20 protein-coding genes are annotated in these 19,189 nt (G+C 46.5%); 8 read left to right on the plus strand and 12 right to left on the minus strand.

The genetic code is table 11. The annotated features are described in order from the left end of the window. Positions 1-157: 157 nt before the first annotated feature. The 5 genes from G9F50_RS14195 to G9F50_RS14215 form a co-directional block, all read right to left on the minus strand. A complete protein-coding gene (locus G9F50_RS14195) occupies positions 158-658 on the minus strand; it encodes a DUF6884 domain-containing protein (RefSeq protein ID WP_060562241.1) in 501 nt (166 codons plus the stop codon). Between the two features lie 156 nt (positions 659-814). After that, on the minus strand, positions 815-1,798 hold the full coding sequence (locus tag G9F50_RS14200; RefSeq protein WP_060562266.1) for a tRNA dihydrouridine synthase: 984 nt from the start codon (positions 1,796-1,798) through the stop codon (positions 815-817). A gap of 943 nt (positions 1,799-2,741) precedes the next feature. Further along, positions 2,742-3,041: a YfzA family protein gene (locus tag G9F50_RS14205; protein WP_043020674.1), complete on the minus strand. Its 300-nt coding sequence runs from the start codon at positions 3,039-3,041 to the stop codon at positions 2,742-2,744. 783 nt (positions 3,042-3,824) lie between these two features. Further along, the gene (gene rlmD, locus G9F50_RS14210) at positions 3,825-5,225 is read right to left on the minus strand and encodes a 23S rRNA (uracil(1939)-C(5))-methyltransferase RlmD (protein WP_060562240.1); all 1,401 of its coding nucleotides are present in this window, start codon (positions 5,223-5,225) and stop codon (positions 3,825-3,827) included. A 144-nt stretch (positions 5,226-5,369) separates the two neighbouring features. Next, positions 5,370-6,233: a DNA-3-methyladenine glycosylase family protein gene (locus G9F50_RS14215; RefSeq protein ID WP_043866920.1), complete on the minus strand. Its 864-nt coding sequence runs from the start codon at positions 6,231-6,233 to the stop codon at positions 5,370-5,372. Positions 6,234-6,339: 106 nt separating this feature from the next. Between G9F50_RS14215 and corA the strand changes: the two genes are divergently transcribed. From corA to G9F50_RS14230, 3 genes are all read left to right on the plus strand, one after another. Next, positions 6,340-7,299, plus strand: a complete 960-nt coding sequence (corA, locus tag G9F50_RS14220; RefSeq protein WP_060562239.1) for a magnesium/cobalt transporter CorA — start codon at positions 6,340-6,342, stop codon at positions 7,297-7,299. Between the two features lie 63 nt (positions 7,300-7,362). Further along, complete coding sequence (locus G9F50_RS14225) at positions 7,363-8,010, plus strand: hypothetical protein (protein ID WP_060562238.1); 648 nt, start codon at positions 7,363-7,365, stop codon at positions 8,008-8,010. Between the two features lie 50 nt (positions 8,011-8,060). Beyond that, positions 8,061-8,921: an NAD(P)-dependent oxidoreductase gene (locus G9F50_RS14230; protein ID WP_060562237.1), complete on the plus strand. Its 861-nt coding sequence runs from the start codon at positions 8,061-8,063 to the stop codon at positions 8,919-8,921. Between the two features lie 34 nt (positions 8,922-8,955). Here G9F50_RS14230 and pdaA read toward each other — a convergent pair whose 3' ends face one another. Beyond that, complete coding sequence (gene pdaA / locus G9F50_RS14235) at positions 8,956-9,747, minus strand: delta-lactam-biosynthetic de-N-acetylase (protein WP_003155556.1); 792 nt, start codon at positions 9,745-9,747, stop codon at positions 8,956-8,958. A gap of 100 nt (positions 9,748-9,847) precedes the next feature. Then, on the minus strand, positions 9,848-10,033 hold the full coding sequence (locus G9F50_RS14240) for an SE1561 family protein (protein WP_003155558.1): 186 nt from the start codon (positions 10,031-10,033) through the stop codon (positions 9,848-9,850). A gap of 146 nt (positions 10,034-10,179) precedes the next feature. Here G9F50_RS14240 and yfkAB point away from each other — a divergent pair, with 146 nt between their 5' ends. Together yfkAB and G9F50_RS14250 are read left to right on the plus strand one after the other, a co-directional pair. Continuing rightward, positions 10,180-11,301 carry a radical SAM/CxCxxxxC motif protein YfkAB gene (yfkAB, locus tag G9F50_RS14245; RefSeq protein ID WP_014417201.1) on the plus strand — a complete coding sequence of 374 codons (1,122 nt, stop codon included), beginning with the start codon at positions 10,180-10,182 and terminating at the stop codon, positions 11,299-11,301. A gap of 6 nt (positions 11,302-11,307) precedes the next feature. Further along, positions 11,308-12,141: a mechanosensitive ion channel family protein gene (locus G9F50_RS14250; protein ID WP_015239400.1), complete on the plus strand. Its 834-nt coding sequence runs from the start codon at positions 11,308-11,310 to the stop codon at positions 12,139-12,141. A gap of 28 nt (positions 12,142-12,169) precedes the next feature. On the opposite strand, the gene G9F50_RS14255 is transcribed toward G9F50_RS14250, so the two are convergent. After that, the gene (locus tag G9F50_RS14255; RefSeq protein WP_094031586.1) at positions 12,170-12,964 is read right to left on the minus strand and encodes a YfkD famly protein; all 795 of its coding nucleotides are present in this window, start codon (positions 12,962-12,964) and stop codon (positions 12,170-12,172) included. Positions 12,965-13,034: 70 nt separating this feature from the next. Then, complete coding sequence (gene cax, locus G9F50_RS14260) at positions 13,035-14,090, minus strand: calcium/proton exchanger (protein ID WP_007408511.1); 1,056 nt, start codon at positions 14,088-14,090, stop codon at positions 13,035-13,037. 159 nt (positions 14,091-14,249) lie between these two features. On the opposite strand from cax, the gene G9F50_RS14265 reads away from it, so the two are divergent. Next, entirely contained in the window at positions 14,250-15,428 is a 1,179-nt protein-coding gene (locus tag G9F50_RS14265) for an MFS transporter (protein ID WP_025284425.1), read from the plus strand. 186 nt (positions 15,429-15,614) lie between these two features. On the opposite strand, the gene G9F50_RS14270 is transcribed toward G9F50_RS14265, so the two are convergent. The 3 genes from G9F50_RS14270 to G9F50_RS14280 are packed head-to-tail and all read right to left on the minus strand — an operon-like array spanning position 15,615 to position 17,279. After that, entirely contained in the window at positions 15,615-16,454 is an 840-nt protein-coding gene (locus tag G9F50_RS14270; RefSeq protein WP_165417774.1) for a YihY family inner membrane protein, read from the minus strand. 11 nt (positions 16,455-16,465) lie between these two features. After that, positions 16,466-16,792, minus strand: a complete 327-nt coding sequence (locus G9F50_RS14275; protein ID WP_015239397.1) for a hypothetical protein — start codon at positions 16,790-16,792, stop codon at positions 16,466-16,468. A 13-nt stretch (positions 16,793-16,805) separates the two neighbouring features. Beyond that, on the minus strand, positions 16,806-17,279 hold the full coding sequence (locus G9F50_RS14280) for a low molecular weight protein-tyrosine-phosphatase (RefSeq protein WP_012117078.1): 474 nt from the start codon (positions 17,277-17,279) through the stop codon (positions 16,806-16,808). 155 nt (positions 17,280-17,434) lie between these two features. On the opposite strand from G9F50_RS14280, the gene G9F50_RS14285 reads away from it, so the two are divergent. Beyond that, on the plus strand, positions 17,435-17,650 hold the full coding sequence (locus G9F50_RS14285; protein ID WP_003155571.1) for a DUF1128 domain-containing protein: 216 nt from the start codon (positions 17,435-17,437) through the stop codon (positions 17,648-17,650). Between the two features lie 337 nt (positions 17,651-17,987). Then, positions 17,988-19,181, plus strand: a complete 1,194-nt coding sequence (locus tag G9F50_RS14290; protein WP_060562236.1) for an MFS transporter — start codon at positions 17,988-17,990, stop codon at positions 19,179-19,181. Positions 19,182-19,189: the final 8 nt, after the last annotated feature.

The following is a 19,189-nucleotide window of genomic DNA, read 5'->3' on the forward strand; positions in this document are numbered from 1 at the left end:
GACAGTTTGAGACAGGTGTCTCATTTTGTCTCGATCTGTTCCCTTTGTCTCGTTTTATGGCATACAAAAAAGACCGGGCATCACCCTGTCTTTGACAATGATCGACGTATTTATTTCCTCGGAAATCTTTTAACTGCTTCATTCTTCTGCATACAGTCTATCGTGGCGTTTGAGTGGTTACACTCTTTTTTTTCATATCCACGTGCTGCAGTTCATGCTTTTCTTCAACAGCCCGATTCAGCGCTTGAAGCATGTAGCCAATGCCTTTATACGATGACAAAGGCCAGGTGATATGCTGATGCTCTCCGATGACGGCGTTTAGGACGCTTCGGTATTTTTTCCCGCCAAGCATGACAAGCTCTTCGATGTCGGAAAAGCCTTTTTCGTGAAATTGACGGCGCAGCTCGTCCGCTGCCATGATCTCCGGATGACCGGTTCCAAAAGTGACATCGTAATTTCCGGGAACCATATCGTCCGGACGAAGGAATCCGTGCTTCGCCGACAAAATCACCCACTCATCGAAAAATGCTTTCGCATATTGCTCGCACGCCTGATGAAACGGGCTGAGATAAGCGTCTTCCGCCCTTACCGGACCTGTATCTGAATGGACATCCCAAATTTTTTTCTTGCCGCAGGGGATGATGCACAGTCGTTTCATTTTTCTCTCCCCTTTATGATGTATGTCCTATCAATGTACCATGATTCGTTTATTTCTGCATGACGAAACTGGCCATGGATCTGTCTGGATAAAAACTGCACACAAAAAGACCCGGAATTCAAACCGAAATCCGGGCCGGATGAAGAGTTGTTTAGGTCACTCTTGCTCCATCTTATCAAGATACTTTCTCTCAAAGTCATCGAGCAATGCACGCACTTCATCTGTTGACTTTGTATTCATGCATTGATTTCTTAATTCACTTGCTCCACGGAATCCGCGGAGATATATCTTGAAAAAGCGAGGGAGCGGTTTATATGCTCGAGCATCTGCTTTTGAATATTCATCATGAAGATCCAGGTGCAATCTCAAAAGATCAAGCAATTCCTTACTGCTATGCTCTCTCGGCTCCTTTTCAAAGGCGAATGGATTAGTAAAAATGCCTCGTCCAATCATAATCCCGTCAACACCGTATTGTTCAGCGAGTTTCAAGCCGGTTTCACGGTCAGGAATATCCCCATTGATCGTCAATAGGGTATCCGGCGCTATCTCATCACGAAGTTTCTTGATTTCCGGGATGAGCTCCCAATGCGCATCTACTTTACTCATTTCCGCTCTTGTACGCAGATGAATGGAAAGATTCGCAATGTCTTGTTTCAGTATGTGTGTCAGCCAGCCGCGCCATTCGTCTATATCCGTGTAGCCAAGTCTTGTCTTCACACTTACCGGCAGACCTCCTGCTTTCGCCGCCTGTATTAATTCGGCTGCAACTTCAGGACGGCAAATCAGGCCGCTTCCCTTTCCATTCCCCGCCACATTAGGTACAGGACAGCCCATATTGATATCCAGGCCCTTAAACCCTAATTCCGCCATCCCAATACTCATTTGGCGAAAGTTTTCAGGCTTATCTCCCCATATGTGGGCAACCATCGGCTGTTCATCCTCCGTGAAAGTCAAACGGCCGCGCACACTATCCTTCCCATCCGGGTGACAATAGCTTTCTGAGTTTGTAAACTCTGTGAAAAACACATCAGGTCTGCCTGCTTCACTCACAACATGGCGAAAAACGACATCCGTCACATCTTCCATTGGTGCCAGTACAAAAAATGGCCGTGGTAATTCACGCCAGAAATTATCTGTCATAACAAATCCAAATCCTTTCATGATGGGATACAGCCAAACCTTGATCCCAAAATTAAAAACTGACCATGCTTCTTTTACACTTATAGCATGTGTCAGCACTTCTTATCAAACGATAGTAAATTTTGAACATTTCACTTTTTACACGTGAAAAAGTGAAAAAGTGAAAAAGCAAACTGAAGCAGAACGCCTTAATTGAGTTAACGTAATAGACTATCGCTATAGTTAACCCCATATCGCTCATTTCTGATCAACTCAGCCAACTCCTTAACCTTTAAAAGGGTTTGAGAGAGAAAAGTGTGATGATTATCTACACCTATTTTTTATTTATATTGTGGTTTATTAATAGTAGCGCTGACCTTCATTTTTCTTAGGCGGCCTTACTTTTGCTCTTTTTGGACAAAAAGGATTCCAACCTAAATAGAATATCATATGAGTTCTCCCTATTACCAATGCAAAATAATTGGCCTGTTATCGAAGAGAAAATATTTAACGCTGCACCATATATAATTTGATTAAGCAAATGGGGTTGGGGCGGTATATCTGAGTACTCAAGAGAATGTAAAAAGAAAAAGCCTTAACTTGCTGCTTGTGGACCACATGAAGTAAAGAGGATGGGATGGGATGGGATGGGAAGAGAAAATAAACTCGAACTTAACAGAATTCAAAAACTTCAATCTGGATCTTTTGGGATTTGCTCATGGTTTAGAAATAACCAACGCAACAAGTGGCTTCTGTCTCTATACAGTATATATACTAAGAGTCGATTGGCTTTCAAACCCCGTATGTTAATATCTTTATACAATCACCTATATATGTTTGTATAAGGTTACAATTCGGTAATCCTGATCCAAAACCAATAAAATAGACTGCTGACTAAGTGTCGCAGTCTCATTCATAAGATTAATAAGAAAGTGTTCATTTTCTTTCATCATTAAATAAGGCATCAGAAGTTATTGCTTTCATTTCGAATATCCTTTGTTATACCTGTGATGATTTGTATAACAGTGAAAACCCCCAAGAAAACAGTGACAATATTAAACCATGGATTATCATAGAATGAAAGATATGTTTGAAAGAAATCCAGTTCAACTATGTTTGCTGGGAATCCATTCATTTCTCTATAATTAGGACCCCATCCCGTTAATTCTACAAAATTAAAATAAAGCTGTGAAACTAAAAATGCCAAAACCGTGAGAAACCAACTTTTTTTATACAACGGTCGTTTTTTGTTTACTTTATCCATTTCATTATCCATTTCCTTTTCTGCAATACTTTTTAGCCAAGTGTCAATCTAACATCATTATATGATGAAGCATGATTGTCGCGATAATTACTTATTAAGGATATAACCATCGCAGGTATTACTGTAATAGTTGTTATCACTTGCGTTTCTGCCTCGGATTTATTTCTTCTTTGGGAATAAGGAAAATAATCGGGGTCCTTTTTTCCTGTTTAGGCTTTCATATCATGTATAACGACCAAACATGCTTTTTTAGTGTGTTTGATCTTTTATCCACAGTTGTTGCTAATAGTAGATGTGCCAACTGCCGTTGTGATTAGTGTAAGTAAGCAACCTTGCCTTTTACAGCTTCTACTTCAGAACCTTCGTTCAGTGGTGAGGTTCCAATATCTCTCATTCGGTTTCACCTCCTTTTTATCATTTATTACAACTATCGCCAATAGTAGATGTGCCGATGAGTGTCGGGACTTTATTCTTTAAGAAAGAAGTTTACAAAATATTGACTAAAATTACAAGTATCCACGGAACTTGAACGACTTGTTATTGCTTCTGGTTCACAACAAGATCTTCATATTTTGTCTGTAATGCCGTTTCCAAACGAAAAAAAGAAAGTGAAGCAGCCTACTTGGCTGTTTTTCACTTTCTTTTCCATACGTTTTTTTAACTCTTTTTATCAGTTAAATAAAGACAAAAGACAGATAGGATAAGGGCAAAACATGAAAAAAACCCGGAAATCGGAATTGTTTAATTTACCGAAATCCAGGTCTGATTACGAATTGTTTATTTTTAGTGAGACGATTTCAACACAAGCTTCGCCACAGCTTCCACATGAGCCGTCTGCGGAAACATATCAACAGGCTGAATATATTCGACGCGATAGTCCTTCGACAGCGTCTGCAAGTCTTTCGCCAGTGTGGAAGGATTGCAGGATACGTAGACGAAGCGTTTCGGTTTTACTTTTTTGATGGTATCTAAAAATGTTCTGTCACAGCCGGTTCTCGGCGGGTCGACGATGACCACGTCAGGGCGGAAGCCTTCTTTCGTCCATTTCGGGAGCCAGTGTTCGGCTGTTCCTGTGACATATGCCGCGTTTTTGATGCCGTGTTTTTTGGCGTTTTTCTTCGCATCGTCAATTGATTCTTTAATGACGTCCATGCCGCGGATCTCTTTTGCGCCGCTTGAGACCCACATGCCGATCGTACCGACGCCGCAATACGCGTCTACGACTTTTTCTTTTCCTGTCAGCTGAGCCGCTTGTTTCACTTCGTCATACAGCTTGACCGTCTGCTCAGGGTTGAGCTGGAAGAAGGCGCGGGCGCTCAGTTCAAATGACACGTCACCGAGCACTTCTTGAATGGCATGGCTTCCGGCCAGCGCTTTTGTTTTGTCACCGAAAATGACGGATGTGCGCGCGCCATTGACGTTTTGAATAATCGATTTCACTTCCGGCAGCCGGTTCTGAATGGCTTTGACGATCTCATCTTTATTCGGCAGTGTCTCTTTCGCAGTGACAAGCACGACCTGCACTTCGCCTGTTTCAAAACCGACTCTCGTCACGATGGTGCGGACATCGCCTTTTTTGGTCCGTTCGTTATAAACGGATACGTTGTGTTTTTCCAAAATACGGCGGACGATACCCGTTGTTTTGTTTGTCGCCGGATGCTGGACAATGCATTCCTTAATCGGGACGATTTTATGAGAATCAAGTCCGTATAAGCCGGCAATGATGCTGCCGCTTTGCGAGCGTCCGACTTGGAACTGGCTTTTGTTCCGGTAATTCCAAGGGTTGTCCATTCCGATCGTATCTTTAATGTTCATTTCTTCGACATTGAATCTCGTATGACGTTCCAGAGACTGAATGACAATGTCGCGTTTTTCGCGAAGCTGCTGGGTGTATGCCAGATGCTGAAGCTGACAGCCGCCGCACTGGTCGTAGACCGGGCATGGCGGCGTGACGCGGTGTTCAGACGGCTTGCGGATTTTTTTGACGCGTGCTTCTGAAAATTTCGGCTGCACATTTGTCGCTTCGGCAACGACTTCTTCCCCGGGCAGAGCGCCGGGAACGAAGACAACTTTTTTCTTAAAATAGCCGACGCCCTCTCCGTTAATGCCGAGACGTTTGATGGTCAGCGGAAATGTCTGCCCGATTTTCAATTCGGCAGGCGCCTTTTTTTGATGTTGATTCACGTTTTTTTCTCTCCGTTTCTATATAAAGCCTTTCTCCTGGGAAAACGGCTGATTTGAAATATCACATCTTTTCAGTATAACATGCAGCCGGCTGTTCCTTCATGTTTTTCACTGGAAGTTTCCAAAAATCCTCAAAGCGGTTTTTCATTCAATACTTCTCCACAAATACAAGGACGCATAGCTTAAATACGGCGCCCATTCGCTGCTTACCTGAAGCATCACGTCTTTTGACGGTTTATCCTCAAGGGCGAAGCGGCGTTTGATGGCATTTTGCAGGCCGATATCCGCCAAAGGAAACAGATTCGGGCGGCCGAGGCCGAACATGAGCACGTTTTGGACGGTCCACGGGCCGATGCCTCTGATGGTGATCAGCTTTTTCATAATGTCTTCATCCGATAAATGGGTAAGTTCCGCCAGATTGAGCGCTCCGTCTGCAATCATCCGTGAAATGTCAATCGCATATTCCGCTTTTCTCATGCTGAACTGGAGCTCCCGCAAGTCCTGATAATCAAGCGCCGCGATCGTTTTCGGTTCGGGATAGCACCAGACGCCGTCTTTTTGTTCACCGAAGGCATGGACGAACCGTTCCGTTAAGGTAAATGCGAAAGACAGGTTGAGCTGCTGGTGGATGATGCATTTCATGAGACAGTTGTAGACGTCATATTCCAAGACAAGCGGGGTTCCCGCATGCTCCTCAAAAAGCGCCGACAGATTTGTTTTTGAGAAATGATCAAGCACCGGCTGAAGCGGCTGTTCCCACTGAAAAATGTGTTTGATCCGTTCAATCATCTCCTCGCGGTCCGTTTCTCCGCTGACGAGGAAGACCGGGTCTGCGGCGGTGCCTTCCGCTTGAACCGTGATGACGGACAGTTTGCCGTCCCGTGTTCTGAGCGGCACTTTGATTGATCTTGCATGAAGATCGACCGCATTCAGCGGATCGAGCGACAGCCTCTCAAGGACTTTATCAAAATGATACGGCGGCGTGACCGAAACCGTTTCCTTCCACATATGCTCCACCCCTTTTTGTCCAAGTATATCATGAAGCGGGCGGGCGGCAATTCGTATACTTTTCTTCATAACGCCGCATGATATAATGGCAGGCGGAGGGTTGTTTATGATACATATAACCGCAATCACAACACATAATGAGATATTAGATAATATCCCCCTATCACGTACAGAACAACCGGACATCGCATGGTACTGGATTGATTTTTTCGGCGCTGAGATGCATGAAACCGAGCTGCTGCGGGATTATTTTCACTTTCATCCGCTTGCGATCGAGGATTGCTTTCAGCACATGCAGCGGCCGAAAATCGACCATTATGACGGCTACCGTTTTTATGTGCTCCACGCCTTGAACCCGGATACACTGGAAATGGAAGAGGTGGACATTTTTCAGTCCGACCGTTTCATCGTCAGCTTCCATTTGCACGAATCGCCCGGCGTCTCAAGGGTGAGAGAACGGTTTTTCGCTTCTCCGGGGTTAGCCAAAAAAGGGCCGGGGCACATCGCTTATATGATTATGGATCAGCTTGTCGATGAATATTTCCCCGTACTGTACAAAATAGAAGACCGGCTGAATGAAATTGAAGACAGCAGAACACATAAATCTTACGGCACTTTAATGAATGAAGTGTTTGAATTGCGGACTGATCTTTTGAACCTGAGACGGACGATCATTCCGATGCGCGATTTAATGTACCGGATTTTGAGCCTTGACCATGTAAAAGAAAGCCGTGAAACGAAGGCGTATTTCAGCGATATTTATGACCACCTGTTAAAACTGGCCGAGCTGATCGAGTCAAACCGTGATATGACGTCAGATTTGCGGGACAGCTATGTGACGCTGAATTCAAACCGGATGAACGCCATTATGATGACATTAACCATCGTCTCGACCATTTTTATCCCGCTGACGTTCATCGCGGGGGTTTACGGCATGAATTTCGATAACATGCCTGAGCTTCATTGGAAATACGGGTATTTTATCGTTTTGGGCGTCATGGCCGTTCTTGTGGCCGCCATGCTGTTTTGGTTCGCCCGCAAAGGCTGGTTTAATATTTTCAAGTAAGAACGGCTGCCGGCTGTTCTTTTTTTTGAGAAAACATGATATGTTGGAAAAAAACGTAAAGAGGTGTGCGCCGTTACCATCTTTTCTCACAAAATCATTTCTTCTGTCCTCCTGCTATTCAGTGTTATGTCCATTGCCCCGCTGTATAACGGCCGTACGGTGTCTGATTACATCTTTGAGTTACTCGGCTTTTCCTCTTGGTCGGAAGACGGAGCCCATATCTCCGTCATTCCCGGGGTCGTCCTTTACTTTGCGGCGTTAATCTGGTGTGCCGCCGCGTTCAGGCGGACGCTTCCCGCGGCGGGGCTGTTTCTGATCTTTCTCAGTATGGGGGCCGCTTCCGGTATCAGTCCTGCCACCGAATATGCCGCTTTTTCCTTAAAACAGTTCGCGCCCGAAAAAGAGGCTGTCGAATATTTGAAGCACCGCAGCGAATGCAGTCATCTGGTTGAGCGAAAAAGAGCGGGCATGAGCTGCACGCTTTATATCAATCATTACGGAAAAGGGGAACAAACCATTTCTGTCACCCCGGATTTATCAGAAAACATAAAGGACGTCACATTCAAATCAAAAACATTCATTGTAAAACCCCGTTCAAAAACAATCATCAAAACCCGATTTACCGGATTTTATAAGGGGAAAGCCGCCTCAGACTCCGGATGGTCTTCAGAACCTGAACTGAAAGTGGCAATCCTGTACACAGCAGATTAACCATTTTGCATGTATAATGGTGGAAAACTTTTCATTGGAGGGACTGTGAAATGAAGATCGCCATCGTCGGACTCGGCAATATGGGCCGCCCCATCGCCGAAAATATCATGAAAGCCGGATACAGCCTGACTGTATATAACCGGACGAAAGAAAAAGCGGCTGACCTGCTGGATAAAGGGGCAGAATATGCCGAAACGCCCCGACAGGCAGCTGAACATGCGGACATCGTGCTGTCCATGCTGTCAGACGATGACGCCGTAACAGACGTGACTTTCGGAGCTTGCGGCATTATTGCCGGGTTATCTGAAAACGGCATTCATATTTCAATGAGCACGATCAGTACGGCGCTGTCAGAACAGCTTTCCGCCGCACATTCGGGCAGAGGGCAGTCCTTTATTGCCGCTCCCGTCCTCGGCCGCCCCGATGCCGCCGAGAAGGCCGAGCTTCGCATCATCACAGCCGGACCGGCGGAAGCGAAGAAAAAGGCCGAACCGCTGCTTAACATCCTGAGTCAGCAAGTATTTGACACTGGTGAAGAAACAAAAACGGCCAATGCCGCGAAAATCAGCATCAATTTCTTGCTCGTGTCCATGCTTGAGGCGTTATCTGAATCATTCTTAATGATGGAGAAGTACGGGTTAGAACAAAAACAATATTTAGAAATCGCCGGCGCGCTCTTTGGCTCTCCCGTCTATCAAAATTACGGCACGATTATGGCTGAGGAGAAATTTGAGCCGGCCGGTTTCAAAATGTCTTTAGGGCTGAAGGATACCAATCTGGCGCTCGCCGCCGCAGAACAGGTTTCTGCAAAACTCCCTCTTGCCGAACTGGCCAAGAGCCATTTTGAAAGCGGGATCGCACAAGGCTTCGGGGATCTGGATTGGGCCGCTTTGATTAAATGCCTGAAATAACAAAACACCTCTCCATTACCAGGAGAGGTGTTTTCTACAGGCGCGGCAGCTTCATTTCTTTCTCAAACATCAGGTCATCAATGCTTTTAAACGTGTAGCCTTCTTTTTTCAAATCGGTAATGGCATCGTCCAGAGCTTCTGAATTGTCCTTTGAAACGGTGTGGAGAAGGTAGATCGCGCCGGGATGAGCCTGCTTTATCATGTGATCATAGGCGTATTGTTTCCCTTTTTGCTCGTTAACCTTCCAGTCGACAAATGCGACGGACCAGAAAACGGTTTGGTAGCCGAGGCGCTTCGTTTCTTTCAGGACATATTCGCTGAATACGCCGCGCGGCGGACGGAGATACAGGTTGTCCCGCTTTCCGGTAATGTTGTACACAGCTTCCGTGACGGAATCGAGTTCGTCTTGAATCTGATCGCCCGTTTTTGTCGTCAGATCAGGATGATGAAAAGAATGATTGCCGATGATATGGCCTTCCTTTGACATCCGTTTAATCAAATCAGGCTGCTCTTTCACAAAATGACCCGTGACAAAAAAAGTGCCCGTGACGTGATGTTTTTTTAACACATCAAGCACTTTCGGGGTGTACCCATTTTCATATCCGTTATCAAATGTTAAATAGATGGTCTTTTCTTTCGTATTGCCCAAATAAAAGGCATCATATTTTTTGACCAGATTGTCCAGCTGTCTGCCGGCATCCGGCGGCTGATGATTGACGCTGCGTTTAAATCCCCAGTTTATCCGTTCATTCGGCACGGCTTCTGCGCTGTTGATGCCCCCCGCAAGTAAAACGGCCATGCAGCAAATTGAACAAAACCATTTCATGACCAGCACTCCTTCTGCATTTTTCCTTATTTTGCAGTAGGCCCTGCCCTTTTATACAGCCGCATTATGGAAAAAGAAAAACCCCGGCATCCGCCGGGGTTTATTCCCAATCCTTTTTAAAGCGTTCGTATTTTGCTTCCAGATCATCAAGCATGCCGATGAGCCGGTCTATATCTTCAACGTCCGTTGATTCAGGGTCTAATGAATCAATGACATTCATAAACATATCGAGTCTGTTCTTCAGGTAATCGAGCTGCTGATCTTTGCTGTTTACTGCATTCCCCATACTTCCACTCCATTCATTTTTTATAATGGTAGCGTATTTTTTGCCGTTTTTCAATGGTTCCGCTACTTGCGATCTTGGCAGATCAGGTCTAAAATTAACAGTTGGCAGACGTTAGTATGCCCCATTTATAAAGGAGTTAGATAGTCATGACACAAAACACAACACTGCGTCCGATCACACCGGAGTACGATCCTTGGGAAGCGTACATGGATGTCGACCAGTATGGAGATATGAAACTGACGAACGTTGAATTCACAACGACGACTTTGTGCAATATGAGATGCGAGCACTGCGCCGTCGGGTACACGCTCCAGCCGAAAGACCCGAATGCGCTGCCGATCGACCTTTTATTAAAGCGGCTTGATGAAATTCCTCTGTTACGCTCTATCAGCATTACGGGCGGCGAACCGATGCTTTCGCTGAAATCGGTAAAGGAATACGTCGTCCCGCTTTTGAAATATGCCCATGAACGCGGCGTGCGCACACAGATCAATTCAAACCTGACGCTTGATATCGGGCGCTACGAACGGATTATTCCTTATTTGGACGTCCTTCACATTTCTCACAACTGGGGAACGGTCGAGGACTTTGCCGACATCGGATTTGCGATGATGGAGAAGAAACCGACATTTGAACAGCGGGCGCGCTATTTTGACAAAATGATTGAAAACAGCCGCACGCTGGTCGAAGCAGGCGTAATGGTTTCAGCGGAAACGATGCTGAACAAACGGACGCTGCCGCATATTGAACATATTCATCGGCAAATTACCGAAGAAATGAAATGCCAGCGGCACGAAGTCCATCCGATGTATCCGAGTGATTTCGCCAGCGCGCTTGAATCACTCAGTCTGAAGGACATGAGACAGGCCATTCATCATCTGCTCGACATTCGCGATGAAGAGACATGGATGCTGTTCGGTACGCTCCCGTTTTACGCATGCAGCCCTGATGAAGAAGACCAGAAGCTCCTCCGCCGCCTGCGGGAAGCGAAAAACGTTACGGTGCGAAACGACCCTGACGGCCGCTCCCGCCTGAATGTCAACATTTTTGACGGAAATATCATTGTCACGGATTTCGGCGATACACCGCCGCTCGGCAATATTAAAACAGACAGCCTTCCCGAAGCATATGACAAGTGGAGACAGACGAAGCTGAGCAAAGAGCTGAACTGCCGCTGCACAAACGTCCGGTGCCTCGGCCCGAACGTCCTTGTCAAAAACAGTTATTATCAGGACACAGATTTTTCATTACGAAAAGCCAGAGGTTAACAAAAGATGGAAACGACAATTACGGACATTTTGAAAAGCAAAGTGGTTGAGATCATCATTGTCGCTCTCGTGCTTTACGCCGGTGTTTTTCTGATCAACCGCTTTGTCCAGATGTTATTTAAACGCACGGATTTCTTGGAGGAACGGAAAGGGAAAACGATTGAAAGCCTCGTCCGATCCATCACCCAGTATACGGCGACGATCGGTTTTATCTTTTACGTCATTTCTTTATTCGTTCATGATTTCGGCCGAATTTTAGCCGGGGCGGGTGTTGCCGGTATCGTCATCGGTTTCGGCGCCCAGTCGTTAATCAAGGACATATTGGCCGGTGTCTTTTTAATATACGAACGCCAGCTTCATAAAGGTGATTATGTGACGATTAACAATCTGTTCAACGGCACAGTCGAAGAAATCGGACTCCGTTCCCTCCAGATCCGTGAGTGGACCGGCAAGCTGCTTACCATATCTAACGGTGAGGTCAGACAGCTTCAAAACTATAACATTGATTTTATGCGGATTACCGAGTCCGTCGTGATCAGTTACAAGGAAGATCCCGAGCGGGTATATGCCGTCTTAGAAAAAGCCTGCGACATGCTCAATGATGAGCTTCGCGATTCACTGAAGCGGGATGAATTTCTCAATGCGACGGAGCCGTTTCAAGTGCATGGAATTATGAGTCTGAACAAATTAACCAGAGGCATTGAATTTACAGTAAAAGGCATGGTTCAAGACACAGAATACTTCTCAGCGAGCCTTGCGGTGAGACGCGTTCTTGCCCGGGAGCTGTACAACAACAATGTGCAATTGCTCGAGGAAATGTATCACACACAAAAAAGCTGATTCCCGAACCGGAATCAGCTTTTTTTATTTATCTCGGCTGCGCTGTCATTTGAAAACCGAATGTGACGTGATCCTGCACCGGAATCCAAGCCCCGATTCCTTGCGAAGTCACATTTTTGACGACAAGTTTCCGCTTGCTGCCTTTCAGCACCAAATACACTTCACCGTATGTTACTTTTCCTTTTTCATTAACGGCCGGAGCGTAGGCATGCAGGTAGCCGAGCCGCTGCGGAGAAATTTTGTAGGTTTGATCGCGTTTTGTGCCTGCGCCGATAACCGTTTCAAATGCGAGCGGCAGTTTTGTTTTCTTCATCGCTTTTTGCATCATCATGCTTTTTACGTCTTCTGCGTTCGGCACCTTCGCTGTGAGCCCGCCTTTGATTTTGTATTGCTGTTCTTGGGCGTATGAGATAACCGCGGTTTGCTGTCCGCCCCGGTTATCCGCTCTGTTTGTGTTGATTTTTTTATATTCCCAGTTGGCGACCGTTTCGTTCGATTGATAGCCAAGCGCCCATTTCCCGAGAAATATTGTCGCCCGGTATCCGATGGCAAGCGGGGAACCGGAAACCGAGGATTCATTCAGCATCTTTATCAGATGCGGATTTTCGATATTGATCTCTGATGTGTCTAACAATTCCTTCGCCAGTTTGCTCGGCTGAAGCATCGGCTGGTCCTGTGAAGCATTCGGATACGTATTTTCCTTTGAAATGCTTACGACAGAGTTGGGAACTTTAAACGGTTTTTTTGCACCGGCAGACGGCGTTGCGAAAAAACTAAAGGATAACAGCAGAATCAGTGTGGCATGAAACAGCTTTCTCATCATATCACTCTTTCTATAGCATTTTCCTTTAGTCTTTTCCTCCGCAATCGTTGTTATCCGCATTTTTTACAGGTTAAAGCAGGAAAAAACCGATCGCCATAATGACATAAGCGGCAAGGAGCGTAGCCCCTTCAAACCAGTTCGAATCACCGTCATTTGAAATCATTGTCATCAAAAGGACGGATGAGATCATCGCGACAAGCTCGGGCAATGTGAATACAAGCGGCATATTGACCGGAAAAAAGATGGAACAGATCACAAGAACCGGAGCCACAAACATGGCGATCTGCAAAGTCGAGCCTACCGCGATTTCAACGGCAACATCCATCTTGTCTTTGTACGCCATAATAATCGCCGACGCATGCTCTGCGGCATTTCCGACGATTGCGACGATAATCACTCCGATAAACAGCTCGCTCCAGCCGAACTGTTCAGCCACCGCATGAAACGTATGGACAAGGTTTTCAGATATGTAGGCGACGATAATGGTTGAAATAAATAAGACGGCTGTCGCTCTTTTCCCCGACCACTCAGGCTGCTCCTCTTCTTCCTTTGCCTCCGGCTGATTCGGCTGATAAACACCGCGGTGGGTGACGAGCTTGAAATAAAGAGCTGCCACGTACAAAAGGATCATGATGATGCTGATGCCGACACTCAAATCAAGCTTGTTTTTTTCCCCCATATCCATGGAAAACACTTCGGGAATGACAAAAGCAACGATAATGGCAAAAATCAGCAGGCCAGAATTATGCCGTGCATCATGAATATTGAATTCCTGCCGCTTGTATTTCAAACCGCCGATAAAAAACGACAGTCCCGCGACGAGCAGAAGATTGCCGAGCACCGAACCGGTCAGTGAAGCAAGCACGATGCCCGTCAGCCCTTCTTTTAAGGCGAAAAGCGATATAATCAGCTCTACCGCATTGCCGAACGTGGCATTCAGCAGACCGCCGATCCGCGGTCCCGCGATAATGGCAAGAGATTCAGTCGCTCTCCCCATATAACTTGCAAGCGCAATAATCGTCAAGCAATAAATAATAAACAAAACCGCTGACGGCCAGTGCATCAGGCCGCCGATGACTGAAAGCGGCACTCCCGCCGCAGCCGTAAAGAAAAAAATCCGATTCATATCTGCCTGGCTCCTTTTTTCGAATGAGTCTTTTTATATCCTTCTCAAAAACTCCCTCAATTACACTTCCGCGGCAGCCCGAATTGGCATTTTCAGGTTGCCGGACGCGACAAATCCGTGTACGATCAAGAAAGATACTGAAGAAGGAGAAAATACGCGATGTCACGACTGTACTTCTTTATTTTGGTTCTGCTTGTTTCCATCTCCGGATTTTCCCAAGGCATGCTTCTGCCGGTGATCTCCGTCATTTTTGAAACGAACGGGGAATCAGCCGCTATAAACGGACTTCACGCAACCGGCCTTTATATCGGCGTGCTTCTGGCGTCGCCGTTTATGGAGGCCCCGCTGCGCAAGCTCGGATTCAAACCTCTGATGGTCATGGGTGGATTTCTTGTTATCATCAGCTTATTCAGTTTTATTTGGCTTCAATCCATATGGTTATGGTTTTTTCTTCGGCTGCTTATCGGAATCGGGGATCATATGCTGCATTTTTCAACCCAAACGTGGGTGACGTCAAAGTCAACGCCCCGAAACAGAGGAAGAAACATTTCGCTGTACGGGCTGTCCTTCGGGCTCGGATTCGCTGTCGGCCCGTTCATGGTCCCTCTTGTGAAAACAAGTCCGTCCCTTCCGTTTATCGTATCCGGCTGTATCAGTCTTGCCGCCTGGCTGTTTGTATTTGTCTTACGTAACGAGTACCCGGCGCAAGGTCCGGATGAAACATCCGGGGATAACAGCGCAAAACGGTTTTACCGCGCCCTTCTTTTCGGCTGGGTCGCTTTTCTCCCGGCTTTCGGGTACGGTTTTTTAGAAACGGCGCTGAACGGAAGCTTTCCCGTGTACGCCCTGCGCTTAGGCATATCCGTCGATGCCGTCGCGCTGATATTGCCCGCTTTTGCCATCGGAAGTATTGTATTCCAGTTCCCTCTCGGTTTATTAAGCGATCGATTCGGGAGAAAACGTGTCCTGCTCGTCATCTTATTAACGGGTGCCCTTTGCTTTTTGACGGCCGGACTGTTTCCGTCGCCTTCTGTCATCGGCTGCTGCTTTTTTACGGCGGGAATGGCGGTCGGCAGTATGTTTTCCCTCGGCATCAGCTATATGAGCGACCTGCTGCCGTCCCATCTGCTGCCGGCGGGCAATCTGCTCTGCGGCATTTCCTTCAGCCTCGGCAGCATGATCGGCCCGGTGGCGGGCGGCTGGTATATGCAGCGGTTTGAAAGCGCCAATTTGTTTTACTTTATTACGGTGATTCTGGTCTGTATTTGGCTTGCGCTCGTCTTCGGGAAAACAAAGCACAGTCCCGCATCCGAATCCCATTCTTTTCCGGCCTCATAAAAAAGCCGCCTGATCTAAGTCAGGCGGCTTCTTTCTAGTGGTATCCGTTCTGCCCGTTAGCGCTTCCGCTTGTTTTATTCTTCGGGCCGTTTTTGGAGTTTTGTTTATTATGGCTTCCGCCTTTTTTCGTATGTTTGGTCATAATCGATTCCCCTCCGTTTTTCAGCTTGAACGTCATCCGTTCCTCTATAGCTTGCTCCCGCGGTACGGATTTTCATCAGGAAGCTTTTTACGTTTATGTAAAAGCGCGTTGATTTCTCCTCCTAAAATCAGCAGTGTTCCCGTAAGGTAAAACCAGATCATAAGGACGATAATTCCCCCGATGCTCCCGTATGTGGCGCTGTAGTTGGCAAAGGTGCCGACGTAAAATGAGAACAGCATACTGACGATAATCCAGCCGGCTGCCGCAAATACGGCTCCCGGCAGCACAAAACGGAGGGAAAGCCTTTTATTCGGCGCGAAAATGTAAAGCGCGGTAAACACGATTAAAAGGATAAGCGGACTGATCCCCCAGCGGACAACCGACCACACCTGCAAAAACAGGCCGGAGGCGCCGATGAAATCTGCGGCCAGCATTCCGATTTCTCTGCCGAACACCGGCAGAAGCAATGCGATTAAAATCGTGACCACCATCGCGATGGTTAAAAAAATTGAGGTCAGGCGAATGATGATAAATGAGCGGTTTTCCTTGACTTCGTAGGCATGGTTAAATGCTCTGACAATCGCGTTCATACCATTCGAAGCCGACCAGATGACGGCGATAATCCCGAATGACAAAAGTCCGCCGCTGCGCTTGTTCAGCGTTTGCTCCGTTATGGATTTCACCATAGACATGGCGCTGTCGGGCGCGTATTGATCGACCGCCCCGAGCACGTCTTCTGCCGATATGGGAAGATAGGCGGTGAGCGTCAGCATGAAAATCATCAACGGAAACAATGACAGCAGGAAAAAATAAGCCAGCTCCGCCGATTTACTTTGTCCTTCATGGAGAGAAAACCTTGCAAACAGCTCCTTTATAAAACTCATGACATCCCACCTCAATGATCGTTTTTCGAAAAATGCTCCTTCGTTTCTTTTAACAGGTCAATGACCTGCGGTGTCGTCTGCTTCAGCTTAGTGATCTGGCCGTTTAAAAAACTCAGATCATCCGATACGGTATTGGCGATGGTTTTCACTTGATCAAGTTTTGCAGATGCCTGCTGTTTCAGCACTTCAGGATGTTTTCGGTAGAATGCCGCACGCTGCCTGCACGCGTCCATGTTCCGGAAACATGCCTCTCTTGTCGGCTTATGTAATAAGGACAGTGCTCCGCCGGCGGCAGCGCCGATCAGAATCGCTTTTGCCATGATGCGTGTCTGCTTCATCGGTCAATCCCCCTTATAAATGATGATCTTTCTTTATTGTCTCCAGCAAATGACGGCACCCGGACTCGACCAAAGCGTACACCTCGCTGAAATTCCCGGTATAATACGGATCGGGCACGTCCGCAAGGTCCGACTCCGGTACATAATCAAGCAGCCTTGCAATACGCGGCGCCGCTTTTTTATAACCGGCCATGCTGCGCAGATGTCCGATATTTTCTGCATCCATCGCAATGACGTAATCAAAATCGGTCAGATCAGACTCACGCACCTGCCTCGCCGTGATGCCGCTTGCGCTGATCCCTTTCTTCTTCAGGATCTCCTTTGTCCCTTCATGCGGCGGATTTCCCGCATGCCAGGCGCCGATTCCCGCTGAATCAATGTTAATCTGCCCGTTCAGCCCGTTTTTCTTCACCATATCAGAAAATACCGCCTCTGCCATAGGCGACCGGCAAATATTTCCCAGACAGACAAACAGCACATGTATCATATCGATAACCTCCCTATTCTTTCCCCACATTTTGAGGATCAAAAACCTTATCATCATCTTAGCAACTTTTCTGCGGCTGTGGAAATAAGCTTTTATTCTAAATGAATTCTGTTAGAATAAAGGGGACGAAAACGGTCATGAAAGGATGCATGAATTTGCCGAGCCAACAAACAGAAACGTTAAACAAAATGATTGAAGACATTTCGCAAAAGCTCAACATGCTCAATGTCGGCGTCATCAGAGCGGAAGATTTCAGTGATGAAAAAATAGAAGATCTTACATACCTTCATCAAATGGTCATGAAAAAAGCATCATTCAGCCCGAGTGAAATGCAGGCCATTGCCGAGGAGCTCGCCTCTCTCAGAAAATAAACCCCATGTCAGACCTGCCGAAAAACGGCGGGTCTTTTTTCGATTTAAAAAAGTAAAAAATAAAAGTTCATCGGTTTGACACATATAAAAAGAAGGAGTATAGTAACTGTGAACTTGGTAGAACGATATACTAAATGAGCGGGCCGCTTATCTTTTTTTATTTAGTAGAACGATATACTCGTTGTGATATCAGCGTTATTCAAGTTTGTCTCTGCAACCGTTTTATCAAACAAGTTTTCAAAGAAAGGCAGTGGTTCAATAAAGGGGAATGGTTCTGCGCTTTTGTTAATTTAAAAATTAATTTAATTCTTTATTAACCGCATTAGGGGATGTCATCATGAAAAACATATACACCAAAATGGCAGCGGGTCTTTATATTAATTATTTCCTGCTGGGCATGATCAATATTATTATCGCATCCAATATGGAGGCATTATCAAAACAGCTTCATACATCCGCAGCCGGGGTCAGCTATTTGGTCTCCGCCATCGGGATCGGGAAGCTGATTTCGCTTCTGTTTGCCGGGAAGCTTTCGGATACATTCGGGAGAAGGCCGTTTATCGTGTCGGGCGCCTTTCTGTATCTGATTTTCCTAATCGGAATTCCGCTTTCGACAAACTATACGGCCGCGTTTATCTTCGCCATTTTCGCCGGGATCGCCAATTCCTTTTTGGATTCCGGGACATATCCGGCGCTTATTGAAGGATTTCCGAAAAACGCAAGCTCTGCAACCGTGTTAATCAAAGCGTTTGTATCCATCGGCGCGACGGTGCTTCCGTTTTTCATCGCGTTGATTGCGGACAGGCATTTGTTTTACGGCTGGACGTTTTTCGTACCGGGCATTATTTTCTTCCTGAACGGCTTTTTCCTGTTAAAAGTTCCGTTTCCGAATCATAAGCAAAAAGAAGGCGGCGGCCGGACGGAAGCCTCTCCGTCTGATGACGCGTTCACATCACAGCCGTCGATATGGCGTGAAGGCCTTGCGATCATTCTGTTAGGCTTTTCATCTACGGCGCTGTTTATGCTCGTTCAAGTATGGCTTCCTAAGTTCGGGCAATCCGTTTTGGGCATGCCTGAGGTGCAGGCTGTCAAATTGCTGAGCTATTACAGCATCGGTGCGCTTGTGTCCGTATTATTGCTGGCCGTGCTGTTAAACAGAGTGATTCAGCCGATTACGGTAATGGTGCTGTACCCTGTGATCGCGGCAATCGCGCTGCTTGCTCTGATTTTCATTCATCAGCCGGCCGTATCAGTCATCAGCTCCTTTGTCATCGGACTTTCAACTGCGGGCATTCTGCAATTGGCGATGACGGTTATGGCTGTTTTATTCCCTAAAAATAAAGGTACGATCACATCTTTTGTTAATATAGCATCAAGCTTATCTTTTATTGTCATTCCGCTTGTAACGGGAGCGATATCCAAAGCGGCCGGCCTGACGCCTGTTTTTCTGCTTGATATCGGAATTGCGGCCGTCAGCGCCCTTCTCGCATTGTTTATCGGAATCCGCTTTAAGCAAGTGATGAAAGCCTGACTATTTTT

The sequence above is a fragment of the Bacillus sp. EKM206B genome (genome assembly GCF_011066015.1).
In the GTDB taxonomy this organism is placed as follows: domain Bacteria; phylum Bacillota; class Bacilli; order Bacillales; family Bacillaceae; genus Bacillus; species Bacillus velezensis.